The organism is Campylobacter sp. S4:11, from assembly GCF_024723695.1.
Lineage (GTDB): Bacteria > Campylobacterota > Campylobacteria > Campylobacterales > Campylobacteraceae > Campylobacter_D > Campylobacter_D jejuni_C.
Genome location: NZ_JANQDC010000005.1, coordinates 1 through 19,722, shown reverse-complemented (window position 1 = coordinate 19,722; position 19,722 = coordinate 1). Strand labels below are relative to the sequence as shown.

Below are 19,722 nucleotides of genomic sequence, written 5' to 3'. Positions count from 1 at the left end.
TCATGAAAAAAATATTTTTAATCTTACTAATGAGTATATATGCATTTAGCTATGAGCTTAAACTTGATTCAAATTTAAATGCTTTGAAAATTGTTGATGATAGTTTGTTTATAGGACTTGATAATGGAGAAATAAATCAATACTTTATTAAAGATAAAAAAATGCAAAAAATCACTCAGCTAGATAAGATTAAAAATTTTTATGAAGAAAATCTTAGCCCTAGAATTTATAGTATTGATTACTTAAATGGGGCTATTTTGATTTTAAGTGAAGGTGATTTTGGAAGCAAAAAATTACATGTTTATAAAAATAAACAACTTTTAAGCTATGATTTAGCTAATGATGGGGTGAAAAAGGCTTTGTTTTTAGATGATAATACTATTTTATTAGCCTTGCTAGGTTCTAATATAGAGCTTTTTGATCTAAAAACAAAAAGTGTTGTAAAAAATTTTACTTTTTCTAGTTCAAGCTTAAGTGATGTGGTTTTAAATGAAACTAAAACTCAATTAGTGGCAGGTTTTGAAAGTGGCGAAATAATACTTTTTGATGTGAAAAAATGGCAAAAAATAAAAAGTTATAAGAGTATTCATAAGGATAATATCTATCAACTTGATTTTAAAAACACAGCTATTGCAAGCTGTAGCACTGATAGAAAATTAGGTATAGTGCAAAATGACCAAGAAAAAAATATAGAAAGAGATTTTTTGATTTATACTTGTGCTTTAAATAAAGATGGCTCAATAGCAGTTTTTGGAGATAATGAAAAAAATATCATAGAACTTATAGATATTAAAAATTTAAAAACAATAAAAAAATTCCAAAATAAAGATTTTTTGCTAGAATATCTTATATTTTTAAACGAGCATGAGTTTATTAGTGCAGGTTATGAAAACAAAATTATATTTTGGAGTATAGATGAATCTTTCTAGTGTGTTGATTTTAACTAAAGAAGAAAAATTAGAAAAACTCAAAAAGCAAATTCAACAAACACCTTGTTGTAGCGTGGAATTAGCTCAGGATGAAAAAATTATAGTAGTAATAGAAAGTGAAAATTTAGATGATGAGTTAAAAGCATATAAACAATTAGAACAGCTTGATGGGGTAGTGAGTATTAATATGGTTTTTTCTTATCAGGATTTAGATGAAGAGAGAGAAAAAATTTTAAAAGCAAATTTTGAAGCAAATACTTTTGATGAGAATTTAAAAAAAGATAATATAGAATACTATGGCAATATTTTTAGAAAGTATTGATTATGATTTTTTTAATACCTTTAATTGTGATTATTTCTTCTATTTTTATCATTGATCACTTTTATTTTTCCAAAGAGAATGAAGTTGTAAAAGAAAAAAAACAAGTAGTGCAAAAAAACACCGATTCTGATAAACAAAGATATCTTGAAAATATATTAAATCAAAAATAATCATGCATACACAAATTTCATATAAAAAATTCTTTTGGATTAATATTTTAGTTGTAATTACCCTTGCTTTAAATTTAAGAGCACCTATAACTTCCATAGGTCCTATGATAGAATATATCCAAGAATATTACAATATCAACTCCACTTTAGCAGGTATGCTAACAACCTTACCTTTAATAGCTTTTGGTCTTATATCGTTTTTTGTAGCGTATTTTTCGCAAATTAAAGCTTTGTTTTTTGCCTTAATTTTGATTGTTTTTGGAGAGTTTATTAGAAGTTATGGGGGTAATATAGGTTTATTTTCTGGAGTTTTTCTAATCGGAGCAAGCATTGCAATAGCTAATGTTTTATTACCTTCTTTTGTAAAAGAAAAATTTGCAAAAAACGCTTATAAAATAATGGGTTTATATGGATCAATTATAGGTTTATCTTCAATTGCTGGAGTGGCCTTATCACTTCCTTTGCTTAAAATTTTTGAAGTGCCTCAAGCTATGTTTTTTTGGGTTGTATTAGCTTTGATTGCTTTGATTTTTTATTTTCCGCATTTAAAAAATAAAAGATTATTGCGTCCTAAAAAGAAAAATATCAATAAAATAAATCTTTTTTTAAATTTAACAGCTTGGAAAGTTACTATTGTGATGGGACTACAAAGTTTTTTATCTTATAGTCTTTTTGCTTGGCTTAGTGTGATGATAAGTGAAAAAGGTTTTGGAATTGATTTTGGTTCTAATGTTTTATTGCTTTCTCAAATCATAGGTATGCCTGTGGCATTTTTATTGCCTATTGTTTTAGGAAAACTAAGAGTTCATGCTAAGGGTTTTGTTATTGTGCTGTTAGGATTTTTGTATGTTTTAAGTTTTATCTTGGTGTTTTTTTGTGATGTAAAATTAGTGTTATTGTTAGCGGCTATTTTTTTAGGTTTTGCATCTAGTGGAGTTTTTACAATTTCATTATTATTTATTGCCATAAAAAGTTCAAATTCTTTTATAGCAGCTAAACTTTCTGCTATGTCACAAGGCATAGGGTATTTAATAGCAGCTCAAGCACCTTGGATTATAGGTATGCTCCATGATAGCTTTGGAAATTTTACTTTAGGCTTTACCATGCTTATTACAGTAGCTATAATACTTAATATTTTTGTATTTTTAGCTTATAAAGCTCCTGTGATTAAGTAAAAATTAAAATAAATTAAAGTCTTTTTTGTTAGAATTTTGACATTTTATTTTTTGTGAGTTAATATGCGATACACAGTAACAGAAGCTTCTATTTATGAAGCACAAGGTTTAAAAGATGAAGCTTTGGAGATTTATAAAAATATATTAAAACAAGATCCGCAAAATAAAAATGCCATTGATGCTATAAGGCGTTTAAGTGGTTTGCGTTCTAATCATGAAGATTTAAATTATGATATGCTTGATTTTTTTGTTAATATGAAAAGCGAAGAAGAAGTTAATGAATTTAAAAGGTGGTTAATAAAACTATGAATATAGAAGATTTAGCAAAAATGGCCATAAGTGAAGTTAATTCAGAGTTAGATAATAAAAAAAGTAAAAATGATGAATTTGCTCCTATGGTAGAAGAAATTACCCGGGAAAAAAGCGTTGATGCTCAAGAGAAAAAAATCAAAGAAGAAATTAGCAAGGTTGCGCAAGAGCTAATTCAAGAATTAGATGATTTAGAAGTAAAAGTAAAAGATGATAAACAAAATGTCGCTATTAAGGTTGAAGCTTTAGAAGAAAAAGAAGAAAGTATTATAAACAATGAAGAATTTTTCTTAAAAAATCTTAGAGAGCGTATTTTGGTTTTATTTGAAGGATTAAAAAATACTAAAGATGAGCATATGGAAAAAAGATTAGATATGACCATTACTTTTTTAGAGTTTTTGCTTGCAAAGATTGAAGATAGACTTAAAAAATGACCAAGATTTTTTAAGTATTAAAAATATACTTAAGCCTTACACGCAAAGAGCTTATTTAGTAGGCGGTTGTGTAAGGAATTCTTTTTTAGGTTTATCTAGCGATGATTATGATATAGAAATTTATGATATTGAGCCTAAGCTTTTTGATGAGCTTATGCAAAAACTTGGTGCAAATGGAGTGGGAAAAAGTTTTTTTGTATATAAATACAAAAAATTTGATTTAGCTCTAGCGCGTTATGAAAATAAAATTTCTACAGGCCATAGAGGTTTTGAGGTTAAAGTTTGCAATGATGAGCAAGAAGGTGCTAAAAGAAGGGATTTTACCATTAATGCATTGATGGTAAATATTTTTGATTTTGAATTTTTAGATTTTTTTAATGGTTTGCAAGATTTGCAAGCAAAGATTATAAGGCATATTGATGATAAAAGTTTTATTGAAGATAGTTTAAGGGTGCTTCGTGGAATTTCTTTTGCGTGCAGGTTTGATTTAACAATTACAAAAGAAAGTTTAAAATTAATGCAAACTATGGATATAGGCGATTTATCTAAAGAGCGTATTAATAATGAACTTTATAAAATTTTTAGAACTTCAAGACTAAATAAAGCTTATGAGTATTTCAAAATTTTAAATTTAGAAGAAAAAATATTTTTTTATCAAAGCTGTAATGAAGAATTTGAAAGGTTATTAGAGCATAGTCAAAAATTGATTTATGATGAGGCTTTGTATTTATATTTGTATTTGAATTTTTTTCATATCAATAAAGAGATTTTTTTTAAAAAAACAAAATTAAAAAAAGAACTATTAAAAAAATGTGAACAAGAATTTATTTTAGGTAAAATTGATGATTTTAATTTAGCTAAAATTGCTTTGAAAATGCCACTTTGTAAATGGCTTGGGCTTTGGGATAATGAGCGTATAGCACAAGCAAAGAAATTAAATTTATATCATCATACTTTTGAAAGTAAAATTGGTGCTAATGATTTACTAAAGGAAGGATTTAGTGGGAAAGAGCTTGGGATTGAGCTTGAAAAAAGAAGATTACAAGAATTAAAAAACTATATAAAGGAGCAAAAATGAATGAATATATTTTAAAAATTTCAAGTAGCGATGAAAAAGGATTGATTTATAGAATTTCAGATGTTATTTTTAAATATAGAATTAATATTATAAAAAATGATGAATTTGTTGGAGAAAATCGTTTTTTCTTTAGGGCGCATTTAGAAGGTGAGCTTGATATAAAAGCTTTTAAAGGAACGCTTGAAGCAATGCTTCCTGATAATGCGCAAATTGAAATTACACCAAAGAGAAAAAAAGATATTATTGTTTTAGCTACCAAAGAAACTCATTGTTTAGGCGAATTACTTATCCGCCAATTTAGTGGGGAATTTAATGCAAATATTAAGGCAGTTATTGCAAATTATGAGATATTAAAACCTTTGGTGGATAAATTTAACATACCTTTTCATACTATTTTAGCACAGGACTTAAGTAGACAAGAGCATGAAAAAAAATTACTAGAGTGTTTAAAACAATATGAATTTGATTATATTGTTTTAGCAAAATATATGAGAATATTATCTCCATCTTTTGTGGAGTATTTTGAAGGAAAGATTATTAATATCCACCATTCTTTTTTACCTGCATTTATAGGAGCTAATCCTTATAAGCAAGCTTATGAAAGAGGAGTTAAAATTATAGGTGCAACAGCACATTTTGTAAATAATAACTTAGATGAGGGGCCAATTATTACTCAAGATGTTATACCGGTTACTCATGAATATTCTTGGCAGGCTATGCAACAAGCAGGACGTAATGTGGAAAAAAATGTTTTTTCTAAGGCTTTGGATTTGGTGTTTGATGATAGGATTTTTATACACGAAAATAAAACAATAGTATTTTAAATTTTTTGATGCCTTTTTGGCATCAAAAATTAGCAAGAATAACAAGTTTTAAATTCATATGCAGTTGGTCTAGCTTCTACAGGCCATACTTGGGTTTCAAATTTCATATGTTGATAATCATCAATAAACACATCACTCATAACAGGTTTTAAGAAGGCATTTTTTCTAATGAGTGCTTCTAAAGATCCTCTTAAAGTGTGAGGTAATTGCTCTATACCTTTTTCTCTAATCTCATCTAGAGTTAGTGCGAATAAATTTTCATCCATAGGGCCAACTGGTATGGTTTTATTTTTAATACCATCAAGTCCCGCCATAAGCAAGCTTGTAAAAGCTAGGTAAGGATTAGAAGTGCTATCAGGAAATCTGATTTCTACTCTTGCACTTTTTTCATTAATACCATAAGGCACGCGACAACTTGCAGAGCGATTTTGGCAAGAATAGGTTAATATACAAGGTGCTTCAAAACCTGGAACTATTCTTTTATAAGAGTTTGAACTAGGATTAGTAAATGCTGCAACACTTCTTGCATTAGCTAAAATCCCACCGATGTAATTAATCGCACATTCGCTTAATTTTCCATAACCTTCTTTATCATAAAATAAATTTACCCCATCTTTCCAAAGGCTCATATGTACATGCATACCACTTCCATTATCTCCATAGAGTGGTTTTGGCATAAAGGTTGCGGTTTTTCCATTTAAATGTGCTACCATTTTTACTACATATTTATAAATTTGTACATTATCGGCAGCTTCAACTAAATTTCCAAATTCTACACCAATCTCAGCTTGTCCTTGTGCTACTTCATGATGATGTACGAAAGTTTTTAAGCCTACTCTTTCTAAAACTTGTACCATTTCAGCTCTAATATCTACACTAGAATCAATAGGACTTACAGGAAAATATCCACCTTTATTTCTTGGGCGATGTCCGCTGTTATAGCTATCTGTGAAATCTTTATTATCATTCCACTCACCTTCTTCAGTATCTACTTCATATTTTGCACAATGAGAAGAATCAACTATTTTTACATTATCAAAAATAAAAAATTCATTTTCAGGACCAAAATAAGCAGTGTCAGCGATATTACTCGTGCTTAAGTGTTGCATTGCTTTTTTAGCAATACTTCTTGGGCATTTTTCATACATTTGTTCTTTGTAAATATCATATACATCACAAATTACTATGATGGTAGGATCTGCTGTAAAAGGATCTAAAAACGCACTTTCTACATCGGGTTTTAAAATCATATCCGATTTTTCTATCGGTTGCCAACCGTGTAAAGAACTTGCATCAAAAGGAATTCCATTTTCAAAAGTATTATCATCAACTGCTTTTATATTGTAAGTGATATGGTGCCAAGTACCTATCATATCGGTAAATCTAAAATCAACAAACATTACTTCATGTTCTTGACAATAGCTAAAAAACTCATCAATATTATTTACAAACTTACCCATTTTTTCTCCTTTTAAATAGGTTTTTAATTTTATTTTTTAAGATTGTAGTATATTTTTTTTAAATTAAGTTTAAATTAATATATTTTTTATTATCAAGTTTGAAAAAATATATTTATATATTAAAAAAATAATTAATTTTAAAAATTAATGTTGAATTATATTTTTTTATAATATAATCACGATTAGTTTTTTATTATATAAAAAAGGTGCAATGATGACTCAAGAAGAATTAGATGCTTTAATGAATGGCTCTGAAGATTTAGATCTTGACTCTGTAGAAGATGAAGATTTAAAAAAACCAGAAACAGATTATGAGGATGAAGAAAAAAATAAAAAAATTGTCGATGAGATGATAAATGGCGATTATAAAGCTAGAGCAGATATGGCTTGGCCACCACCACCACCTAGTAAAGAGCATAAAGTTGTACATCAGCTTGATGATGTTACAAGAGATAGTGAAATTAAAGCAACTGAAATGATGGAGAAGTTGGAAGCTATTAACGATTTTTTTGCAAATTCAGAAAATGAGCTTTGTGTAATCAGTGATGCTTTAAATAAAAATATAGATATCTTTGAAAAGTTAAATGCGAAATTTCCAAATGTAGCGAGTTTTAAAGAGGCTATTGAAATAAATAATAATGCTAAAAATATTATAGATGAGATTACAGGTTGCTTACAAACTGGGCAAGATGAGGTTATGATGGCAATGGATGCTATGCAATATCAAGATATTCATCGTCAAAAAATCGAGCGTGTTATTAATGTTATGAGAGCTTTAAGTAGATATATGAGTAGTTTATTTGAAGGCAAAATTGATGATGAAAAACGTGTTGGTTCAGCTGTTCATATTCAAGGGGATTCCACTACAGATGTTGTAAGTAATGATGATATTGAGGCATTAATTGCAAGCTTAGGGAAAAAATGATTATTCCTGAAATAGTTGCTCCTGCAGGAAATTTTGCAAAATTAAAAATAGCATTGGCTTATGGAGCTGATGCTGTCTATGCAGGAGTGAGTAATTTTTCATTAAGAGCAAGAACTGCTAGAGATTTTAATTATGAAACTTTTAAGGAAGCTATTGATTATACTCATGCAAGAGGAAAAAAAATTTATGTAACTATCAATGGGTTTCATTTTAGTTCGCAAATTGAAGGTTTGAAAAGGCATATTTTAAAATTAAAAGAAATGAAACCTGATGCTTTTATAGTAGCATCTGTAGGTGCTATGCGTTTAGTTAAAGAACTTGCGCCCGAAATTAATCTTCATGTGTCCACCCAAGCTAATATTTTAAACTATTTAGACGCTCAAGTTTATAAAGATATGGGTGCAAAGCGTGTTGTTATAGCAAGGGAACTTGGCTTAAAAGATGCAAAAGATTTAAAAAATAATTGTGATATCGAGCTTGAAAGTTTTGTCCATGGTTCTATGTGCTTTGCGTATTCTGGTAGATGTTTAATAAGTTCAGTGCAAAGTGGACGCATGAGCAATCGTGGCTCTTGTGCAAATGATTGCAGATTTAATTATGAACTTTATGCGAAAAATCCAGAAACAAATACGCTTTTTAGATTAGAAGAAGATGAAAATGGCACACATGTATTTAATTCTAAAGATTTAAATCTAAGCTCATATATTCAAAAAATTATGCAAGAAAATTGTATTCATGCCTTTAAAATAGAAGGTAGAACAAAAAGTGAGTATTATGTAGCTTTGACTACAAGAACTTATAAAATGGCAGTGCAAGATGTATTGCAAAATACTTTTGATGCTGCTAAATATGAAAAAGAAATCTATACTTTAAAACACAGAGGTTTTACAGATGGATATTTAGTTTCAAGAGCTTATGAAAAAACAGATTCTATTAATCATGATACAAGCATAGAAGAAGGAACTCATCAAGTGCATGCTATTAGCGAAGATGGTGAGTTTTTTAAATGTAAAGGCAAAATAGAATTAAACAAAGAATATGAAATTTTAGCCCCGGTTAATTCTAATATAGAATTAGGAGAAAATAAATTAGGCTTAATTTATGAAAATGAAGGAAAAAAATTCATAGTGTTTAAACAATTATTAGCAAAAAACAATAAAGAATTTAGTGAAATTCATAGTGGCAATGAAAACGAAATTACTTTGCCGTTTAAGCTTCCAGAATTTAGCTTTTTAAGAAGGAGTGTTGAATGAAATTTGTTTCTATATTGATGGGGAGTAAGAGTGATTATGATGTAGTAAAAGAAGCTTTGGAAATTTTGGAAAAATTTGATGTTAAATATGAAATCTTAATCACTTCAGCACATAGAAGTCCTCAAAGAACTCAAGAATATATTAAAAACGCAGAAGAAAAAGGTGCAAAAGTATTTATTGCTGCAGCGGGTATGGCAGCACATTTAGCAGGAGCTGTTGCAGCACATACAACAAAACCTGTTTTAGGTGTACCTATGCCAGGAAGCAATTTAGCAAGTATGGATTCTTTATTTTCTACTGTTCAAATGCCAAGTGGGATTCCTGTAGCAACTGTAGCTATAGGTAAAGCAGGAGCTATTAACGCAGCTTATTTAGCTGTGCAAATTTTAGCAATAGATGATGAATCTTTAGCGCAAAAATTATTAGAAGATAGAAAAAAACAACAAGAAAAACTTATTCAAGATTCTAGTGCAATTGAAGTTTTTCTTTAAGGAGCATATATGCAAACTTACTTGGAATTAAAAGAATTTTGTCAATTAGTGCATTTATCTGAAGATGTTGTAAAAGGAATGATGGCAAATGGTGCTTTAAATTTCAAAGAAGAAGAGGGTAAAATTTATATAGAAGCTAACCAAGGAACTTTTAGTGTAGTGCCTATGAGTTCAAAACAACCTGCTATGGTAAATTCTATGACTTTAGCAGGAGAAAGTTTTGTAGAAAAAACCATAGGAACTATTTTAAATTTGCATGAAAAGGTTCTTGATGCTAAGGATGAAACCTTAGAGGCTTTAAAGGGTGAGAATAAATTTTTAAAAGATGCTCTTTATTCTATGCAAGAACTTTATGATGAGGATAGAAAAACCATAGAAAATCTTAACGAACAGCTTAAATATGCGCGTAATGAAGTAGAATTTCTAAAAAGAAAATATAAAATGATGTGGAATAAAACAGTGGAATTGTATGCAAATTCACCTGAAAAGCCAGAAGAAATAAAGGAAGAAAAATGACCTTTTCTCAAATGATATTAAATTTACAAGAATTTTGGCAAAAGCAAGGTTGTGCTATTATGCAACCTTATGATTTTCCAGCAGGTGCAGGGACTTTTCACCCAGCAACTTTTTTAAGAAGTTTAGGAAAAAAGCCATGGGCGACTGCTTATGTAGCACCAAGTAGAAGGCCAACTGATGGAAGATATGGTGAAAATCCTAATAGGTTAGGTGCTTATTATCAATTTCAAGTTTTAATTAAACCAAGTCCTGATAATATCCAAGAATTATACTTAAAAAGTTTAGAAAATTTAGGTTTTGATTTAAAATCGCATGATATTCGTTTTGTTGAAGATAACTGGGAAAGCCCAAGTTTAGGTGCTTGGGGTTTAGGCTGGGAAGTTTGGCTTGATGGTATGGAAGTGACACAATTTACTTATTTTCAGCAAGTTGGTGGTATAAGCGTAGATTTAGTAAGTGCTGAAATTACTTATGGTTTAGAAAGACTTGCAATGTATTTACAAGATGTAGATAATGTATACGACATAGTTTGGAATGAATTTAATGGTGAAAAAATTACCTATAAAGATGTTCATAAGCAAGGTGAGTTTGAATTTAGTAAATATAATTTTGAAGTAAGTGATGTAAAAACTTTAAATATGCAATTTGAAAATGCTTACAATGAGTGTAAAAATGCCCTAGAAGCAAAACTTGCCTTACCTGCATATGATTATTGTATGTTAGCAGCACATACTTTTAATTTGCTTGATGCAAGGGGTGCTATTTCTGTCACACAAAGACAGGATTTTATGCTTAAAATTAGAGAATTATCTAAAAACTGTGCTTTGGTATATAAAGAAAATTTAGATGAAAATTAAAGAAATTTATGATTATTTAGACGCTATTAGCCCATTTAGTACGCAAAGTTCATGGGATAATAGTGGTTTGTTGCTTGGAAATTTTGATCAAGACATAAATAAAATTTATCTTGCCCTTGATGTGGATATGCATTTAATTGAAAATGCAAGTGAAAATTCACTTTTTATAGTTCATCACCCTTTAATTTTTAAAGGTTTGAAAAACTTAAGTGGAGTGTTTTACCCACAAAATCTTCTTGCTAAAATGATACAAAAAAATATAGCCTTAATTGCTATGCATACAAATTTTGATTTAAGTCATTTAAATGCTTATTTTGCTAATGAAATTTTGGGTTTTAAAATCAAAGAGCAAAATGAATTTTTGATTTATTGTGATGTTGATTTTAAATTTAATGATTTAATTACTCACGTGAAAAAAAGTTTAAAGCTTGATTGTATAAGAGTTGTAAATGCAGGTAAAGAGAAAATCAAAACTATAGCAATTTGTACGGGTAGTGGAGGGGATTTAGTTTCTAGCGTTAGGGCAGATTGCTTTTTAAGTGGAGATTTTAAATATCACCAAGCTTTGGAAAGTTATCACAATAAACTTAGTTTGATTGATATAGGGCATTATGAAAGCGAATCTTGTTTTAGTGAAATTTTAGCAAAAGATTTGCAAAAATTTCATTTAGAAGTTATAATATCAGTTTCAAAAAATCCATTTCAATATTTTTAAGGAAAAATTCAATGAATAAATACCTAGAACAACTTATAACTTTATCACAAATTGATAAAGAACTTGATGGTTTTACAAATAAAGTAGAAGATGCTACAAAAGATTTAAAAGAAAAGCGTAATTTGCTCGATAAAACTGAAGAGGAAATTGCCAGTTTTGAAAAAGATATCAAAGATATAGAAAATCAAAAAATACAAAATAATAATCATATTGCAGAATTTAGTGTAAAAATTAAAGAAATAGCTAAAAAAAGTGCTGCAGTAAAAACTGAAAAAGAAGCAAATGCTTTAAAAATTGAAGAAGATATAGCTAAAGAGCAACTTGATGCAGCAAATGAAGAAATAGAAAGATTAGATAAAATTTTAGAAAATAAAGAAAAATTCATACAAGAATTACAAGCTAAAAGAAGCGAACTTGAAAATGAAGTGGACCAAATTGATGCTCAAACTAAAGCTGTATTAGTAGATATTGAAAAAGATAGATTACAAATTTATGATAAAAAAGTTAAACTAATGGGTGAAATAAATCAAAAAGTTTTAACTTTTTATGAAAAAATCAGAAAATGGGCGGGAAATAGCGCTGTAGTTCCTGTAAAAAAACATGCTTGTTATGGCTGTTTTATGAGAATTTATGACAAAACTTATTTAGCAGTTTTAAAAGGCGATGAAATAGTAACTTGCCCACATTGTGGAAGAATTTTATATAAAGAAAAAGAAGAAAATCAAAATTGATTTTTTTTTATTATATTTTTGCTGTGATTGTATATGTAATCACAGCTCCTTTTTTATTGATTTTAAGTTTTTGCAAGGAAAAATATAAAATATCATTAAAATCAAGATTTTTTCTTTACAAAAATTTAAAACAAAAACAAGGTGATGTATATTTTCATGCTTGTTCTTTTGGTGAGATTAAAAGCCTTATTCCTTTAATAAAACTTTTTCCAACTTGTAAAATTTCAACCATCACTCAAACCGGTTTTAGCGAAGCTTTAAAATATTCTAAAAAAGTAAATTTTTTCCCATTTGAAATTTTCGTGCCTTTTTGGATAAGACCTTGTAAAGTTTTGGTTATTTTTGAAGCAGAGCTTTGGCTTATGCTCGTGTTTATGGCTAAATTTTACAATGCAAAAGTGATTTTGTTAAATGCTAGAATTAGTGATAGATCTTTAAAAAATTACAAGCGTTTTAGTTTTTTTTATCGTTTGATTTTTAAATATATTGATGTTGTATTTGCACAAAGTCAAAAAGACAAAGAAAGATTAGAGTGTCTGGGCGCTAAAAATGTTATAGCATATAAAAATATCAAAGCTAATATAAAACAAGAGCAAGTGAAAAGCTATGCTAAACCTAAAGCTAGAATTATTATATTTGCTAGCACACATGAAAATGAAGAGCGATTATTGCTTAATGAAATTAAATTAGAAGAAAATGATAAATTGATTATTGCCCCAAGACATCCGGAGCGCTTTGGTGAAGTTGAAGAAATTTTAAAAGATTTTTGTCAAAAAAATCACTATAATATGCAAAAATTTTCAGACTTTACTTTAAGTGAAAATGATTTTGCAAATTTTTTTAATGCTAAATGTTTATTATTAGATACTTTAGGTGAGCTAGAAAGTTTTTATAAGATTAGCGATGTGGTTTTTTTATGTGGCTCTTTTATAAACAATATAGGTGGACATAATCCTATAGAAGCAGCTAGATGGAATAATATTATTATTTCAGGGAAATATTTTTTTAATCAAGAAAGTTTATATCAAGAAGTTGATGGTTTGTATATTTGTGAGAATGTAAAAGATATAAATGTTTTTTTAAAGCAAAAATTATTACAAGCGCAAGTCAAAGAACAAAGTGATTTAAGTGAAGTTATATTAAATATAAAAGAAGGTTTAGATGCAAGAAAAAGCTTATAAATTGCTTGCAATGCAAGAAAAGATTTCTAATAATACAGCAAAAGATTTGATTGACAAAGGCTGTGTTTTTGCTATGGGTAAAAAGGTTGTTATAGCTAGAGCTTTGATGAGCTCAAAAACAAGATTTGTTGTACAAAAAATAAAAAAAGCAAAAATACTTTTTGAAGACGATAAAATCATAGCCTTAAATAAGCCTTATGGGGAAATTAGCGAGAATTTAGAAGGTGTTTATAAGGCTAAATTAATCAATAGGCTTGATAAAGAAACAAGTGGGGTTTTACTTTTAAGCAAAGATGAGGAGTTTAGATTAAAATGCATTCAAGAGTATAAAAAACAAAATGTTTATAAAAGCTATTTAGCTATTGTTGATGGAGTAATTGCTGAAGAACTTGAAATTTGTGAAAAAATAACTACTATAAAAAACAAATCTGGAGCCTTTAGTAAAATCGATAAATTTGGCTTAGAAGCTCATACCCAAGTTATACCTTTAATGGTAAATGCAAAAAAAACTTTAATAAAAGCAGTCATTAAAACAGGTAGAACACATCAAATTAGAGTGCATTTAAATCATATAAAACATGGTATTATAGGTGATGAAAAATATGCAAAAATTAGCTCTTCTAGAATGTATTTGCACTCTTATGAAACGCATATTTTTGATTATCAATTTAAAGCCTTGCTTGATGAGAGTTTTAATGCTTATGGTTTTGAAATAAAAAATTTAAATTTTTAAAGGCGTTTAAAGCTAAAAGGGTTTATAATTTAGCTTTTTAAAATTTTAATAAAGGGAAAATAAAGTGTTTGAAATAGTTAGTGAGTCATTTAAATCCGCAGTTAATAAACTTCGTTTTGTTGATGATGAAAAAGCTTTAAAAAATGCTCTTGACACTTTAAAAAAAGCCCTTTTAAAAGCAGATGTACATCATAAAGTTACTAAAGAATTACTTACTTTAGTAGAAAATGATGTAAAAACTAATGGTATAGGCCAAAAGCAATTTTTAGACTCAATTAAGAAAAATTTAGAAGAAATTCTTAGTGTTAAAGGTAAAAATCAAGGTTTTGTATTTGCTAGTAAACCACCTACAGTTGTTTTGATGTGTGGTTTGCAAGGTGGTGGTAAAACTACCACCACGGTAAAAATTGCTAATTATTTAAAGCTAAGAAATAAAAAAGTGCTAATTGCTGCATGTGACTTGCAAAGATTAGCTGCGGTAGAGCAGTTAAGACAACTCACTCAAGCTAATGAGCTTGATTTATTTTTCATAGAAAATGAAAGCAATCCTTTAAATGTAGCTAAACAAGCTTTAGAAAAAGCAAAAAATTCTATGTATGATGTTTTGCTTGTAGATACTGCTGGTCGCTTGGCGATCGATACAGCTTTGATGAATGAGCTTAAAGAAGTAAAAGCTATTTTAAATCCTGATGAAGTATTTTATGTAGCTGATGCCATGAGTGGTCAAGATGGAGTTAAGACAGCAAGTAGTTTCAATGAAGCTTTAGAAATTACAGGGGTTATTTTAAGTAAATTTGATGCAGATACCAAAGGTGGTGTTGCACTAGGTATAGCTAAACAAGTTGGTGTGCCTTTAAGATTTATTGGTGTTGGTGAGAAAGTAGCTGATTTAGAAGTATTTATCCCTGATAGAATTGTTAATCGTATCATGGGTGAGGGTGATTTAGCGACTTTGGCTGAAAAAACTGCAGCGATCATTGATGAAAAAGAAGCAAAAAAACTAAATAAGAAAATCAAAAAAGGCGAATTTAATTTTAATGACTTTTTAAATCAAATGGAAAGCGTTAAAAAGCTTGGTAGTATGAAATCAATCATTGGTATGATACCTGGTTTATCATCTATGGCAGCAAATATTAAAGATATTGACTTAGATAATTCTAAAGAAATTATTCATATTAAGGCAATGATTTCATCAATGACACCAAAAGAAAGAGAGAATCCTGATTTATTAAACAATGCAAGAAAGCGACGTATTGCAGAGGGTGCTGGTTTATCTCAAATGGAAGTAAATCGCTTTTTAAAACAATTTAGTAATGCAGCTAAGCTGGCAAAGAAATTTTCAAATAAAAAAGGAATGGAAAATTTTATGAATATGTTGCAGCAAGCTAAAAGACCGCAATAATTAAAGCTTTTTTATGGATATATGAGTTAAAATATCTATAACAAAATTTTAATTTTTTTAGGAGTATTAAAATGACAGTAATCAGACTTACAAAAATGGGACGTAAAAAAAGACCATTTTATCGTATAGTTGTAACTGATAGTAGAAAAAGACGTGATGGTAGCTGGATAGAAAGCATTGGATATTACAATCCTATGGTTGAGCCTGAAGTGGTAAAATTTGATGCTGAGCGTTTAGCTTATTGGAAAAGCGTAGGTGCAAAATTAAGCGATAGAGTAGCAGCTATTACAAGCAAATAAAAATGGTTGAAAATTTTTTAAGAGAATACGCAAAATTAATTGTTGATTTTCCTGAAAAAGTTGATATACAAAGACAAAATTTAGAAAACAATTTTGCTGAAATTATCATTTATGTCGATCCATCTGATACTGGTAAGTTGATCGGAAAAAATGGAAAATTAATCAACGCAATAAAAACAGTCATTATGGCTTACAAAGTTAAAGATGCAACTTCATATCGTATAACGGTAAAAGCCATTGAAGAATGATTTAGTCCAAGTTGCTAAACTTGGGAAAAGTGTTGGTTTAAAAGGTTATGTAAAATTACATAATCTTAGTGATTTTTATGAGCAGTTTAAAATAGGTGCTAAATTTTTTGATATTAATCAGAAAATTTACACCATAAAGGCTTTTGATAAAACTAGATCTTTAGTTTTATTTGAAGGCTTTGAGAGTGTTGAGGCTGCTAAAACCTTAACTAATATTACTCTTTTTCAAACTATTGAAGCTACAAAAGAAACTTGTAAATTAAAAAAAGATGAGTATTTTTATTTTGACATAATTGGATGTGATGTTATTGAAAATGAGCAAAAATTAGGTGTAGTTGAAGACATTTTAGAAAATGGAGCGGGGTTTTTATTTTGTATAAAATGTGATGAAAAACTACAAACAAAGGTTAAAAATTTTTATATTCCTTATGTTGATAAATATATTCAAAAAGTTGATGTAGAAAATAAAAAGATATTCACACAATCTGCTTTAGATATTTTAGAAAATTCATGAAATATACTTTTGTAAGTTTATTCCCAGAGCTTATTGAACCTTATTTTCAAACTTCTATTTTGGCAAGGGCAAAAGAAAAGGGGATATTAGAATTTGCTTTTGTAAATCCTAGAAATTTTACCACAAACAAGCACTTTAAAGTAGATGATTATAAAATAGGAGGAGGTGCAGGGCTTTTGCTACAAGCTCAGCCTTTGTATGATTGCTTAATGCATATTAAAAAGCAAGATAAAAATGTTCATTTTGTTTTTCTTTTGCCTTGTGCTAAGACTTTTAAGCAAATTGATGCTAAAAGATTAAGCAAGAAAGATCATATTTGTTTTGTAAGTAGTAGATATGAGGGGTTGGATGAGCGCATTGTGGAAGAATTTGCTAATGAAGTATTTTCTATAGGTGATTTTATACTTACAGGTGGAGAATTAGCGTCTTTGGTGATGTGTGATGCTATTAGCAGAAATATTCAAGATGTTCTTGGAAATAGTGAAAGCTTAAGTGAGGAAAGTTTTGAAAATGACTTATTAGAAGCTCCATCGTTTTCTAAACCTTTTATTTTTGAAAAGGAAAATAAAAAATTTTATGTGCCTTCAGAGTTTTTAAAGGGAAATCACGCTAAAATCACAGCTTTAAAAACTACTTTGGCGTCTTGCAAAACGAAATATTTTCGTCCTGATTTGTATCAAAAGCATGAACGCAAATTTTAAGGAATATCGTTATGAAAAATAAATACATTGAGCAATTTGAGCAAAAACAAATTGAAGGTAAAAATGTTCCAGAATTTCGTGCTGGAGATACTTTAAGACTTGCTATTCGCATTAAAGAAGGCGATAAAACAAGAATTCAAAATTTTGAAGGTATTTGTATAGCACGTAGAGGAAATGGTGTAGATGAAACTTTCATTGTACGCAAAATCGGCGCTAATAATGTAGGTGTTGAAAGAATTTTCCCTATTTATAGTGAAAGTTTAGAAAGTATTACAGTATTAAGAAGAGGTCGTGTACGTCGTGCTAGATTATTCTACCTAAGAGATAGAAGAGGCAAGGCTGCTCGTATTAAAGAACTTAAAAAATAAAAGTGAAATTTAGAACTCAAATATATGAAGTAATTTCTTGGGAACAAGAAATTCAAAATGGCATAAATATATCTAAGAAAATAGAAAATGCTTATGCTAAAGAAATCTGCATAACTATGTCAAAAGATAGCTTTATGAAAGATCATAAAGCACCTTTTGATATTACCATACAAGTGTTAAAAGGCTCCATTGATTTTGGAGTTTTAAATCAACAAATTCTACTTAAAACGCTAGATAGTATAAGTTTAAAGGCTCATGAAATCCATAATCTTTTAGCACTAGAAGATTCCATAGTGCGCTTAAGTTTATATAAGCAAGATAGTCTTGAACGCGTTGAAAGTGTTTTAAAATCTTAATTTAAGTCTCATTTTGTATAATTTTAGCTTACTAAAATGAGGAAGTTAAGCTATGAAATGGACTAAAGATTCTTGGAAAAATTATAAAATTCAGCAACAGCCACAATATCCTGATGAAAATGAATTACAAGATGTTGTTAAAAAATTAGAAAAATTACCACCGCTTGTTTTTGCAGGTGAGGTGGATAAGTTAAAAAAATCCCTTGTTAAGGTTGTAAATTCTCAAGCATTTTTACTCCAAGGAGGAGATTGTGCTGAGAGTTTTGTAAATTTTGGCGCTGATAATATAAGAGATATGTTTAAAGTTATGCTTCAAATGGCTATAGTACTTACTTTTGCAGGATCTTGTCCTATCGTTAAAGTAGGGCGCGTTGCAGGGCAGTTTGCAAAGCCAAGAAGTAGTGATTTTGAAGAGGTTGATGGGGTAAAGCTTCCAAGTTATCGTGGGGATATTATCAATGGTTTTGAATTTAATGAAAAATCAAGAATAGCTGATCCTAAAAGAATGTTAGAAGCATACTATCAAAGTGCTACAACTTTAAATTTATTAAGAGCTTTTTCAAGAGGTGGTTTAGCGGATTTAAGAGTAGTGCATAAGTGGAATTTGGGTTTTTTAAAAAAAGCAGAGCTTGGGAAAAAATATGATGAACTTAGTGAAAAAATCACTCAAGCTTTAGCCTTTATGCAAGCTTGCGGTATTACCGATACTCCAAATCTTTCTCAAACAGCCTTTTATACTTCTCATGAAGCCTTGCTTTTGCCTTATGAGGAAGCTTTAACTAGGGTAGATAGTTTAAGCGGGGAAATTTATGATTGTTCGGCACATATGCTTTGGATAGGTGAGCGTACTAGAAAGGCAGATGAAGCACATGTGCATTTTTTAAGTGGAGTAAAAAATCCACTTGGTGTTAAGCTTAGTGCTAATTATGATTTAGATGAGATAAAAAAGCTAGTAAGTATTTTAAATCCGCATAATGAAGCAGGAAGATTAAATTTCATCATCCGTATGGGATGTGATAAGATAGAAAATGCCTTGCCAAAATTATTTAAAGAGTTAAAACAAGAAGGGTTTAATATACTTTATAGTATTGATCCTATGCATGCAAATACGGTTAAATCAGGTAGTTTTAAAACAAGAGAATTTGATAAAATCATTCAAGAAGTGCGTGCGTTTTTTGAGATAGCTATGAATGAAGGAGTGTATCCTGGTGGGGTACATTTGGAAATGACAGGGCAAAATGTAACAGAATGTGTAGGAGGTTCTTTAAATATTACTCAAGAAGAACTTTCTAAACGCTATGAAACACAATGTGATCCAAGATTAAATGCTGACCAAGCTTTAGAATTAGCATTTATTATAGCAGACTTAGTTAAAAAGGCAAGAAAATGTTAAAATTTTATGGTATTAAAAATTGTAATAGTGTTAAAAAAGCCATGGATTATTTAAATTCTAAGCAAGTTGAATTTGAATTTTTAGACATTAAAAAGCTAGATGAAGAAACTTTGGATTTTTGGCTTAGTAAAAGGAGTGTTTTAGAGCTTGTAAATACAGCGGGTATGAGTGCTAGAAAATTAGGGTTAAATAAAGAAAAACTCCAAAATTTAAGCCAAGATGAGATTAAAGTGATGATTTTACAAAATCCAACGCTTATAAAACGCCCATTAATTGTAAAAGATGATGAAGTTTTTATAGCTAAAGAATATGAGAGCTTTTAAAATGCTAGAGTTTTT

At 29.1% G+C, this 19,722-nt stretch carries 27 protein-coding genes; 26 read left to right on the top strand and 1 reads right to left on the bottom strand.

Annotation, left to right across the window (positions count from 1 at the left end; all coding sequences use genetic code 11):
- Window positions 1-2: 2 nt before the first annotated feature.
- The 8 genes from CAMP5053_RS02595 to purU all read left to right on the top strand — a co-directional run bounded on the left by CAMP5053_RS02595 (window position 3) and on the right by purU (window position 5,241).
- The gene (locus CAMP5053_RS02595; RefSeq protein WP_087699323.1) at window positions 3-929 is read left to right on the top strand and encodes a WD40 repeat domain-containing protein; all 927 of its coding nucleotides are present in this window, start codon (window positions 3-5) and stop codon (window positions 927-929) included.
- Window positions 916-1,251 (top strand): chaperone NapD, encoded by a 336-nt coding sequence (locus tag CAMP5053_RS02590; protein WP_087699325.1) that lies wholly within the window; start codon window positions 916-918, stop codon window positions 1,249-1,251. Before CAMP5053_RS02595 ends, CAMP5053_RS02590 begins: the two co-directional genes overlap by 14 nt.
- 2 nt (window positions 1,252-1,253) lie before the next feature.
- Window positions 1,254-1,421, top strand: coding sequence for a hypothetical protein (locus tag CAMP5053_RS02585; RefSeq protein WP_087699327.1), 168 nt, complete (start codon window positions 1,254-1,256; stop codon window positions 1,419-1,421).
- A 2-nt stretch (window positions 1,422-1,423) separates the two neighbouring features.
- Entirely contained in the window at window positions 1,424-2,596 is a 1,173-nt protein-coding gene (locus CAMP5053_RS02580) for an MFS transporter (protein ID WP_337217208.1), read from the top strand.
- A gap of 63 nt (window positions 2,597-2,659) precedes the next feature.
- On the top strand, window positions 2,660-2,905 hold the full coding sequence (locus CAMP5053_RS02575; protein ID WP_012661716.1) for a hypothetical protein: 246 nt from the start codon (window positions 2,660-2,662) through the stop codon (window positions 2,903-2,905).
- Window positions 2,902-3,339, top strand: a complete 438-nt coding sequence (gene ciaD / locus CAMP5053_RS02570) for an effector protein CiaD (protein WP_337217207.1) — start codon at window positions 2,902-2,904, stop codon at window positions 3,337-3,339. The genes CAMP5053_RS02575 and ciaD overlap by 4 nt, the downstream gene beginning before the upstream one ends.
- Window positions 3,308-4,417 (top strand): CCA tRNA nucleotidyltransferase, encoded by a 1,110-nt coding sequence (locus tag CAMP5053_RS02565; protein ID WP_337217206.1) that lies wholly within the window; start codon window positions 3,308-3,310, stop codon window positions 4,415-4,417. Before ciaD ends, CAMP5053_RS02565 begins: the two co-directional genes overlap by 32 nt.
- Window positions 4,414-5,241: a formyltetrahydrofolate deformylase gene (gene purU, locus CAMP5053_RS02560; protein ID WP_087699334.1), complete on the top strand. Its 828-nt coding sequence runs from the start codon at window positions 4,414-4,416 to the stop codon at window positions 5,239-5,241. Before CAMP5053_RS02565 ends, purU begins: the two co-directional genes overlap by 4 nt.
- A 29-nt stretch (window positions 5,242-5,270) precedes the next feature.
- On the opposite strand, the gene glnA is transcribed toward purU, so the two are convergent.
- Window positions 5,271-6,701: a type I glutamate--ammonia ligase gene (gene glnA, locus CAMP5053_RS02555; protein WP_214100334.1), complete on the bottom strand. Its 1,431-nt coding sequence runs from the start codon at window positions 6,699-6,701 to the stop codon at window positions 5,271-5,273.
- A gap of 214 nt (window positions 6,702-6,915) precedes the next feature.
- Here glnA and CAMP5053_RS02550 point away from each other — a divergent pair, with 214 nt between their 5' ends.
- From CAMP5053_RS02550 to CAMP5053_RS02465, 18 genes are all read left to right on the top strand, one after another.
- On the top strand, window positions 6,916-7,626 hold the full coding sequence (locus CAMP5053_RS02550; RefSeq protein ID WP_214100335.1) for a chemotaxis protein: 711 nt from the start codon (window positions 6,916-6,918) through the stop codon (window positions 7,624-7,626).
- Complete coding sequence (locus CAMP5053_RS02545) at window positions 7,623-8,879, top strand: peptidase U32 family protein (RefSeq protein WP_214100336.1); 1,257 nt, start codon at window positions 7,623-7,625, stop codon at window positions 8,877-8,879. The genes CAMP5053_RS02550 and CAMP5053_RS02545 overlap by 4 nt, the downstream gene beginning before the upstream one ends.
- Complete coding sequence (gene purE / locus CAMP5053_RS02540; RefSeq protein WP_214100337.1) at window positions 8,876-9,370, top strand: 5-(carboxyamino)imidazole ribonucleotide mutase; 495 nt, start codon at window positions 8,876-8,878, stop codon at window positions 9,368-9,370. Before CAMP5053_RS02545 ends, purE begins: the two co-directional genes overlap by 4 nt.
- Before the next feature lie 9 nt (window positions 9,371-9,379).
- Window positions 9,380-9,886, top strand: a complete 507-nt coding sequence (locus CAMP5053_RS02535) for a DUF3972 domain-containing protein (RefSeq protein ID WP_039618600.1) — start codon at window positions 9,380-9,382, stop codon at window positions 9,884-9,886.
- Window positions 9,883-10,743 (top strand): glycine--tRNA ligase subunit alpha, encoded by an 861-nt coding sequence (gene glyQ, locus CAMP5053_RS02530; RefSeq protein WP_087700222.1) that lies wholly within the window; start codon window positions 9,883-9,885, stop codon window positions 10,741-10,743. Before CAMP5053_RS02535 ends, glyQ begins: the two co-directional genes overlap by 4 nt.
- Complete coding sequence (locus CAMP5053_RS02525) at window positions 10,733-11,458, top strand: Nif3-like dinuclear metal center hexameric protein (RefSeq protein ID WP_087700221.1); 726 nt, start codon at window positions 10,733-10,735, stop codon at window positions 11,456-11,458. Before glyQ ends, CAMP5053_RS02525 begins: the two co-directional genes overlap by 11 nt.
- A gap of 11 nt (window positions 11,459-11,469) precedes the next feature.
- On the top strand, window positions 11,470-12,189 hold the full coding sequence (locus tag CAMP5053_RS02520) for a zinc ribbon domain-containing protein (protein ID WP_087700219.1): 720 nt from the start codon (window positions 11,470-11,472) through the stop codon (window positions 12,187-12,189).
- The gene (gene waaA / locus CAMP5053_RS02515; RefSeq protein WP_087700217.1) at window positions 12,186-13,370 is read left to right on the top strand and encodes a lipid IV(A) 3-deoxy-D-manno-octulosonic acid transferase; all 1,185 of its coding nucleotides are present in this window, start codon (window positions 12,186-12,188) and stop codon (window positions 13,368-13,370) included. Before CAMP5053_RS02520 ends, waaA begins: the two co-directional genes overlap by 4 nt.
- Window positions 13,351-14,103, top strand: coding sequence for a pseudouridine synthase family protein (locus tag CAMP5053_RS02510; RefSeq protein WP_087700215.1), 753 nt, complete (start codon window positions 13,351-13,353; stop codon window positions 14,101-14,103). Before waaA ends, CAMP5053_RS02510 begins: the two co-directional genes overlap by 20 nt.
- 64 nt (window positions 14,104-14,167) lie before the next feature.
- Window positions 14,168-15,505: a signal recognition particle protein gene (ffh, locus tag CAMP5053_RS02505; protein ID WP_214100338.1), complete on the top strand. Its 1,338-nt coding sequence runs from the start codon at window positions 14,168-14,170 to the stop codon at window positions 15,503-15,505.
- A 71-nt stretch (window positions 15,506-15,576) separates the two neighbouring features.
- On the top strand, window positions 15,577-15,804 hold the full coding sequence (gene rpsP, locus CAMP5053_RS02500; RefSeq protein ID WP_012661702.1) for a 30S ribosomal protein S16: 228 nt from the start codon (window positions 15,577-15,579) through the stop codon (window positions 15,802-15,804).
- Between the two features lie 2 nt (window positions 15,805-15,806).
- Entirely contained in the window at window positions 15,807-16,052 is a 246-nt protein-coding gene (locus CAMP5053_RS02495) for a KH domain-containing protein (protein ID WP_012661701.1), read from the top strand.
- Complete coding sequence (gene rimM, locus CAMP5053_RS02490) at window positions 16,042-16,566, top strand: ribosome maturation factor RimM (RefSeq protein ID WP_039618592.1); 525 nt, start codon at window positions 16,042-16,044, stop codon at window positions 16,564-16,566. Before CAMP5053_RS02495 ends, rimM begins: the two co-directional genes overlap by 11 nt.
- Window positions 16,563-17,267, top strand: coding sequence for a tRNA (guanosine(37)-N1)-methyltransferase TrmD (gene trmD, locus CAMP5053_RS02485; protein ID WP_087700210.1), 705 nt, complete (start codon window positions 16,563-16,565; stop codon window positions 17,265-17,267). The genes rimM and trmD overlap by 4 nt, the downstream gene beginning before the upstream one ends.
- An 11-nt stretch (window positions 17,268-17,278) precedes the next feature.
- Window positions 17,279-17,635 (top strand): 50S ribosomal protein L19, encoded by a 357-nt coding sequence (gene rplS / locus CAMP5053_RS02480; protein ID WP_012661698.1) that lies wholly within the window; start codon window positions 17,279-17,281, stop codon window positions 17,633-17,635.
- A gap of 2 nt (window positions 17,636-17,637) precedes the next feature.
- Entirely contained in the window at window positions 17,638-17,991 is a 354-nt protein-coding gene (locus CAMP5053_RS02475; RefSeq protein ID WP_250324976.1) for a cupin domain-containing protein, read from the top strand.
- A gap of 52 nt (window positions 17,992-18,043) precedes the next feature.
- Window positions 18,044-19,384 (top strand): class II 3-deoxy-7-phosphoheptulonate synthase, encoded by a 1,341-nt coding sequence (locus CAMP5053_RS02470; protein ID WP_214100339.1) that lies wholly within the window; start codon window positions 18,044-18,046, stop codon window positions 19,382-19,384.
- Window positions 19,378-19,707: a Spx/MgsR family RNA polymerase-binding regulatory protein gene (locus tag CAMP5053_RS02465; RefSeq protein ID WP_087700206.1), complete on the top strand. Its 330-nt coding sequence runs from the start codon at window positions 19,378-19,380 to the stop codon at window positions 19,705-19,707. Before CAMP5053_RS02470 ends, CAMP5053_RS02465 begins: the two co-directional genes overlap by 7 nt.
- Window positions 19,708-19,722: the final 15 nt, after the last annotated feature.

Coding starts and splice junctions, on each gene's coding strand:
- CAMP5053_RS02495 (WP_012661701.1), top strand. CDS start 15,807: ATGGTTGAAAATTTTTTAAGAGAATACGCAAAATTAATTGTTGATTTT.
- trmD (WP_087700210.1), top strand. CDS start 16,563: ATGAAATATACTTTTGTAAGTTTATTCCCAGAGCTTATTGAACCTTAT.
- CAMP5053_RS02580 (WP_337217208.1), top strand. CDS start 1,424: ATGCATACACAAATTTCATATAAAAAATTCTTTTGGATTAATATTTTA.
- rpsP (WP_012661702.1), top strand. CDS start 15,577: ATGACAGTAATCAGACTTACAAAAATGGGACGTAAAAAAAGACCATTT.
- purU (WP_087699334.1), top strand. CDS start 4,414: ATGAATGAATATATTTTAAAAATTTCAAGTAGCGATGAAAAAGGATTG.
- glnA (WP_214100334.1), bottom strand. CDS start 6,701: ATGGGTAAGTTTGTAAATAATATTGATGAGTTTTTTAGCTATTGTCAA.
- ciaD (WP_337217207.1), top strand. CDS start 2,902: ATGAATATAGAAGATTTAGCAAAAATGGCCATAAGTGAAGTTAATTCA.
- CAMP5053_RS02510 (WP_087700215.1), top strand. CDS start 13,351: ATGCAAGAAAAAGCTTATAAATTGCTTGCAATGCAAGAAAAGATTTCT.
- CAMP5053_RS02595 (WP_087699323.1), top strand. CDS start 3: ATGAAAAAAATATTTTTAATCTTACTAATGAGTATATATGCATTTAGC.
- CAMP5053_RS02575 (WP_012661716.1), top strand. CDS start 2,660: ATGCGATACACAGTAACAGAAGCTTCTATTTATGAAGCACAAGGTTTA.
- CAMP5053_RS02585 (WP_087699327.1), top strand. CDS start 1,254: ATGATTTTTTTAATACCTTTAATTGTGATTATTTCTTCTATTTTTATC.
- purE (WP_214100337.1), top strand. CDS start 8,876: ATGAAATTTGTTTCTATATTGATGGGGAGTAAGAGTGATTATGATGTA.
- CAMP5053_RS02545 (WP_214100336.1), top strand. CDS start 7,623: ATGATTATTCCTGAAATAGTTGCTCCTGCAGGAAATTTTGCAAAATTA.
- rplS (WP_012661698.1), top strand. CDS start 17,279: ATGAAAAATAAATACATTGAGCAATTTGAGCAAAAACAAATTGAAGGT.
- CAMP5053_RS02590 (WP_087699325.1), top strand. CDS start 916: ATGAATCTTTCTAGTGTGTTGATTTTAACTAAAGAAGAAAAATTAGAA.
- CAMP5053_RS02465 (WP_087700206.1), top strand. CDS start 19,378: ATGTTAAAATTTTATGGTATTAAAAATTGTAATAGTGTTAAAAAAGCC.
- CAMP5053_RS02470 (WP_214100339.1), top strand. CDS start 18,044: ATGAAATGGACTAAAGATTCTTGGAAAAATTATAAAATTCAGCAACAG.
- CAMP5053_RS02550 (WP_214100335.1), top strand. CDS start 6,916: ATGACTCAAGAAGAATTAGATGCTTTAATGAATGGCTCTGAAGATTTA.
- glyQ (WP_087700222.1), top strand. CDS start 9,883: ATGACCTTTTCTCAAATGATATTAAATTTACAAGAATTTTGGCAAAAG.
- CAMP5053_RS02525 (WP_087700221.1), top strand. CDS start 10,733: ATGAAAATTAAAGAAATTTATGATTATTTAGACGCTATTAGCCCATTT.
- CAMP5053_RS02535 (WP_039618600.1), top strand. CDS start 9,380: ATGCAAACTTACTTGGAATTAAAAGAATTTTGTCAATTAGTGCATTTA.
- CAMP5053_RS02520 (WP_087700219.1), top strand. CDS start 11,470: ATGAATAAATACCTAGAACAACTTATAACTTTATCACAAATTGATAAA.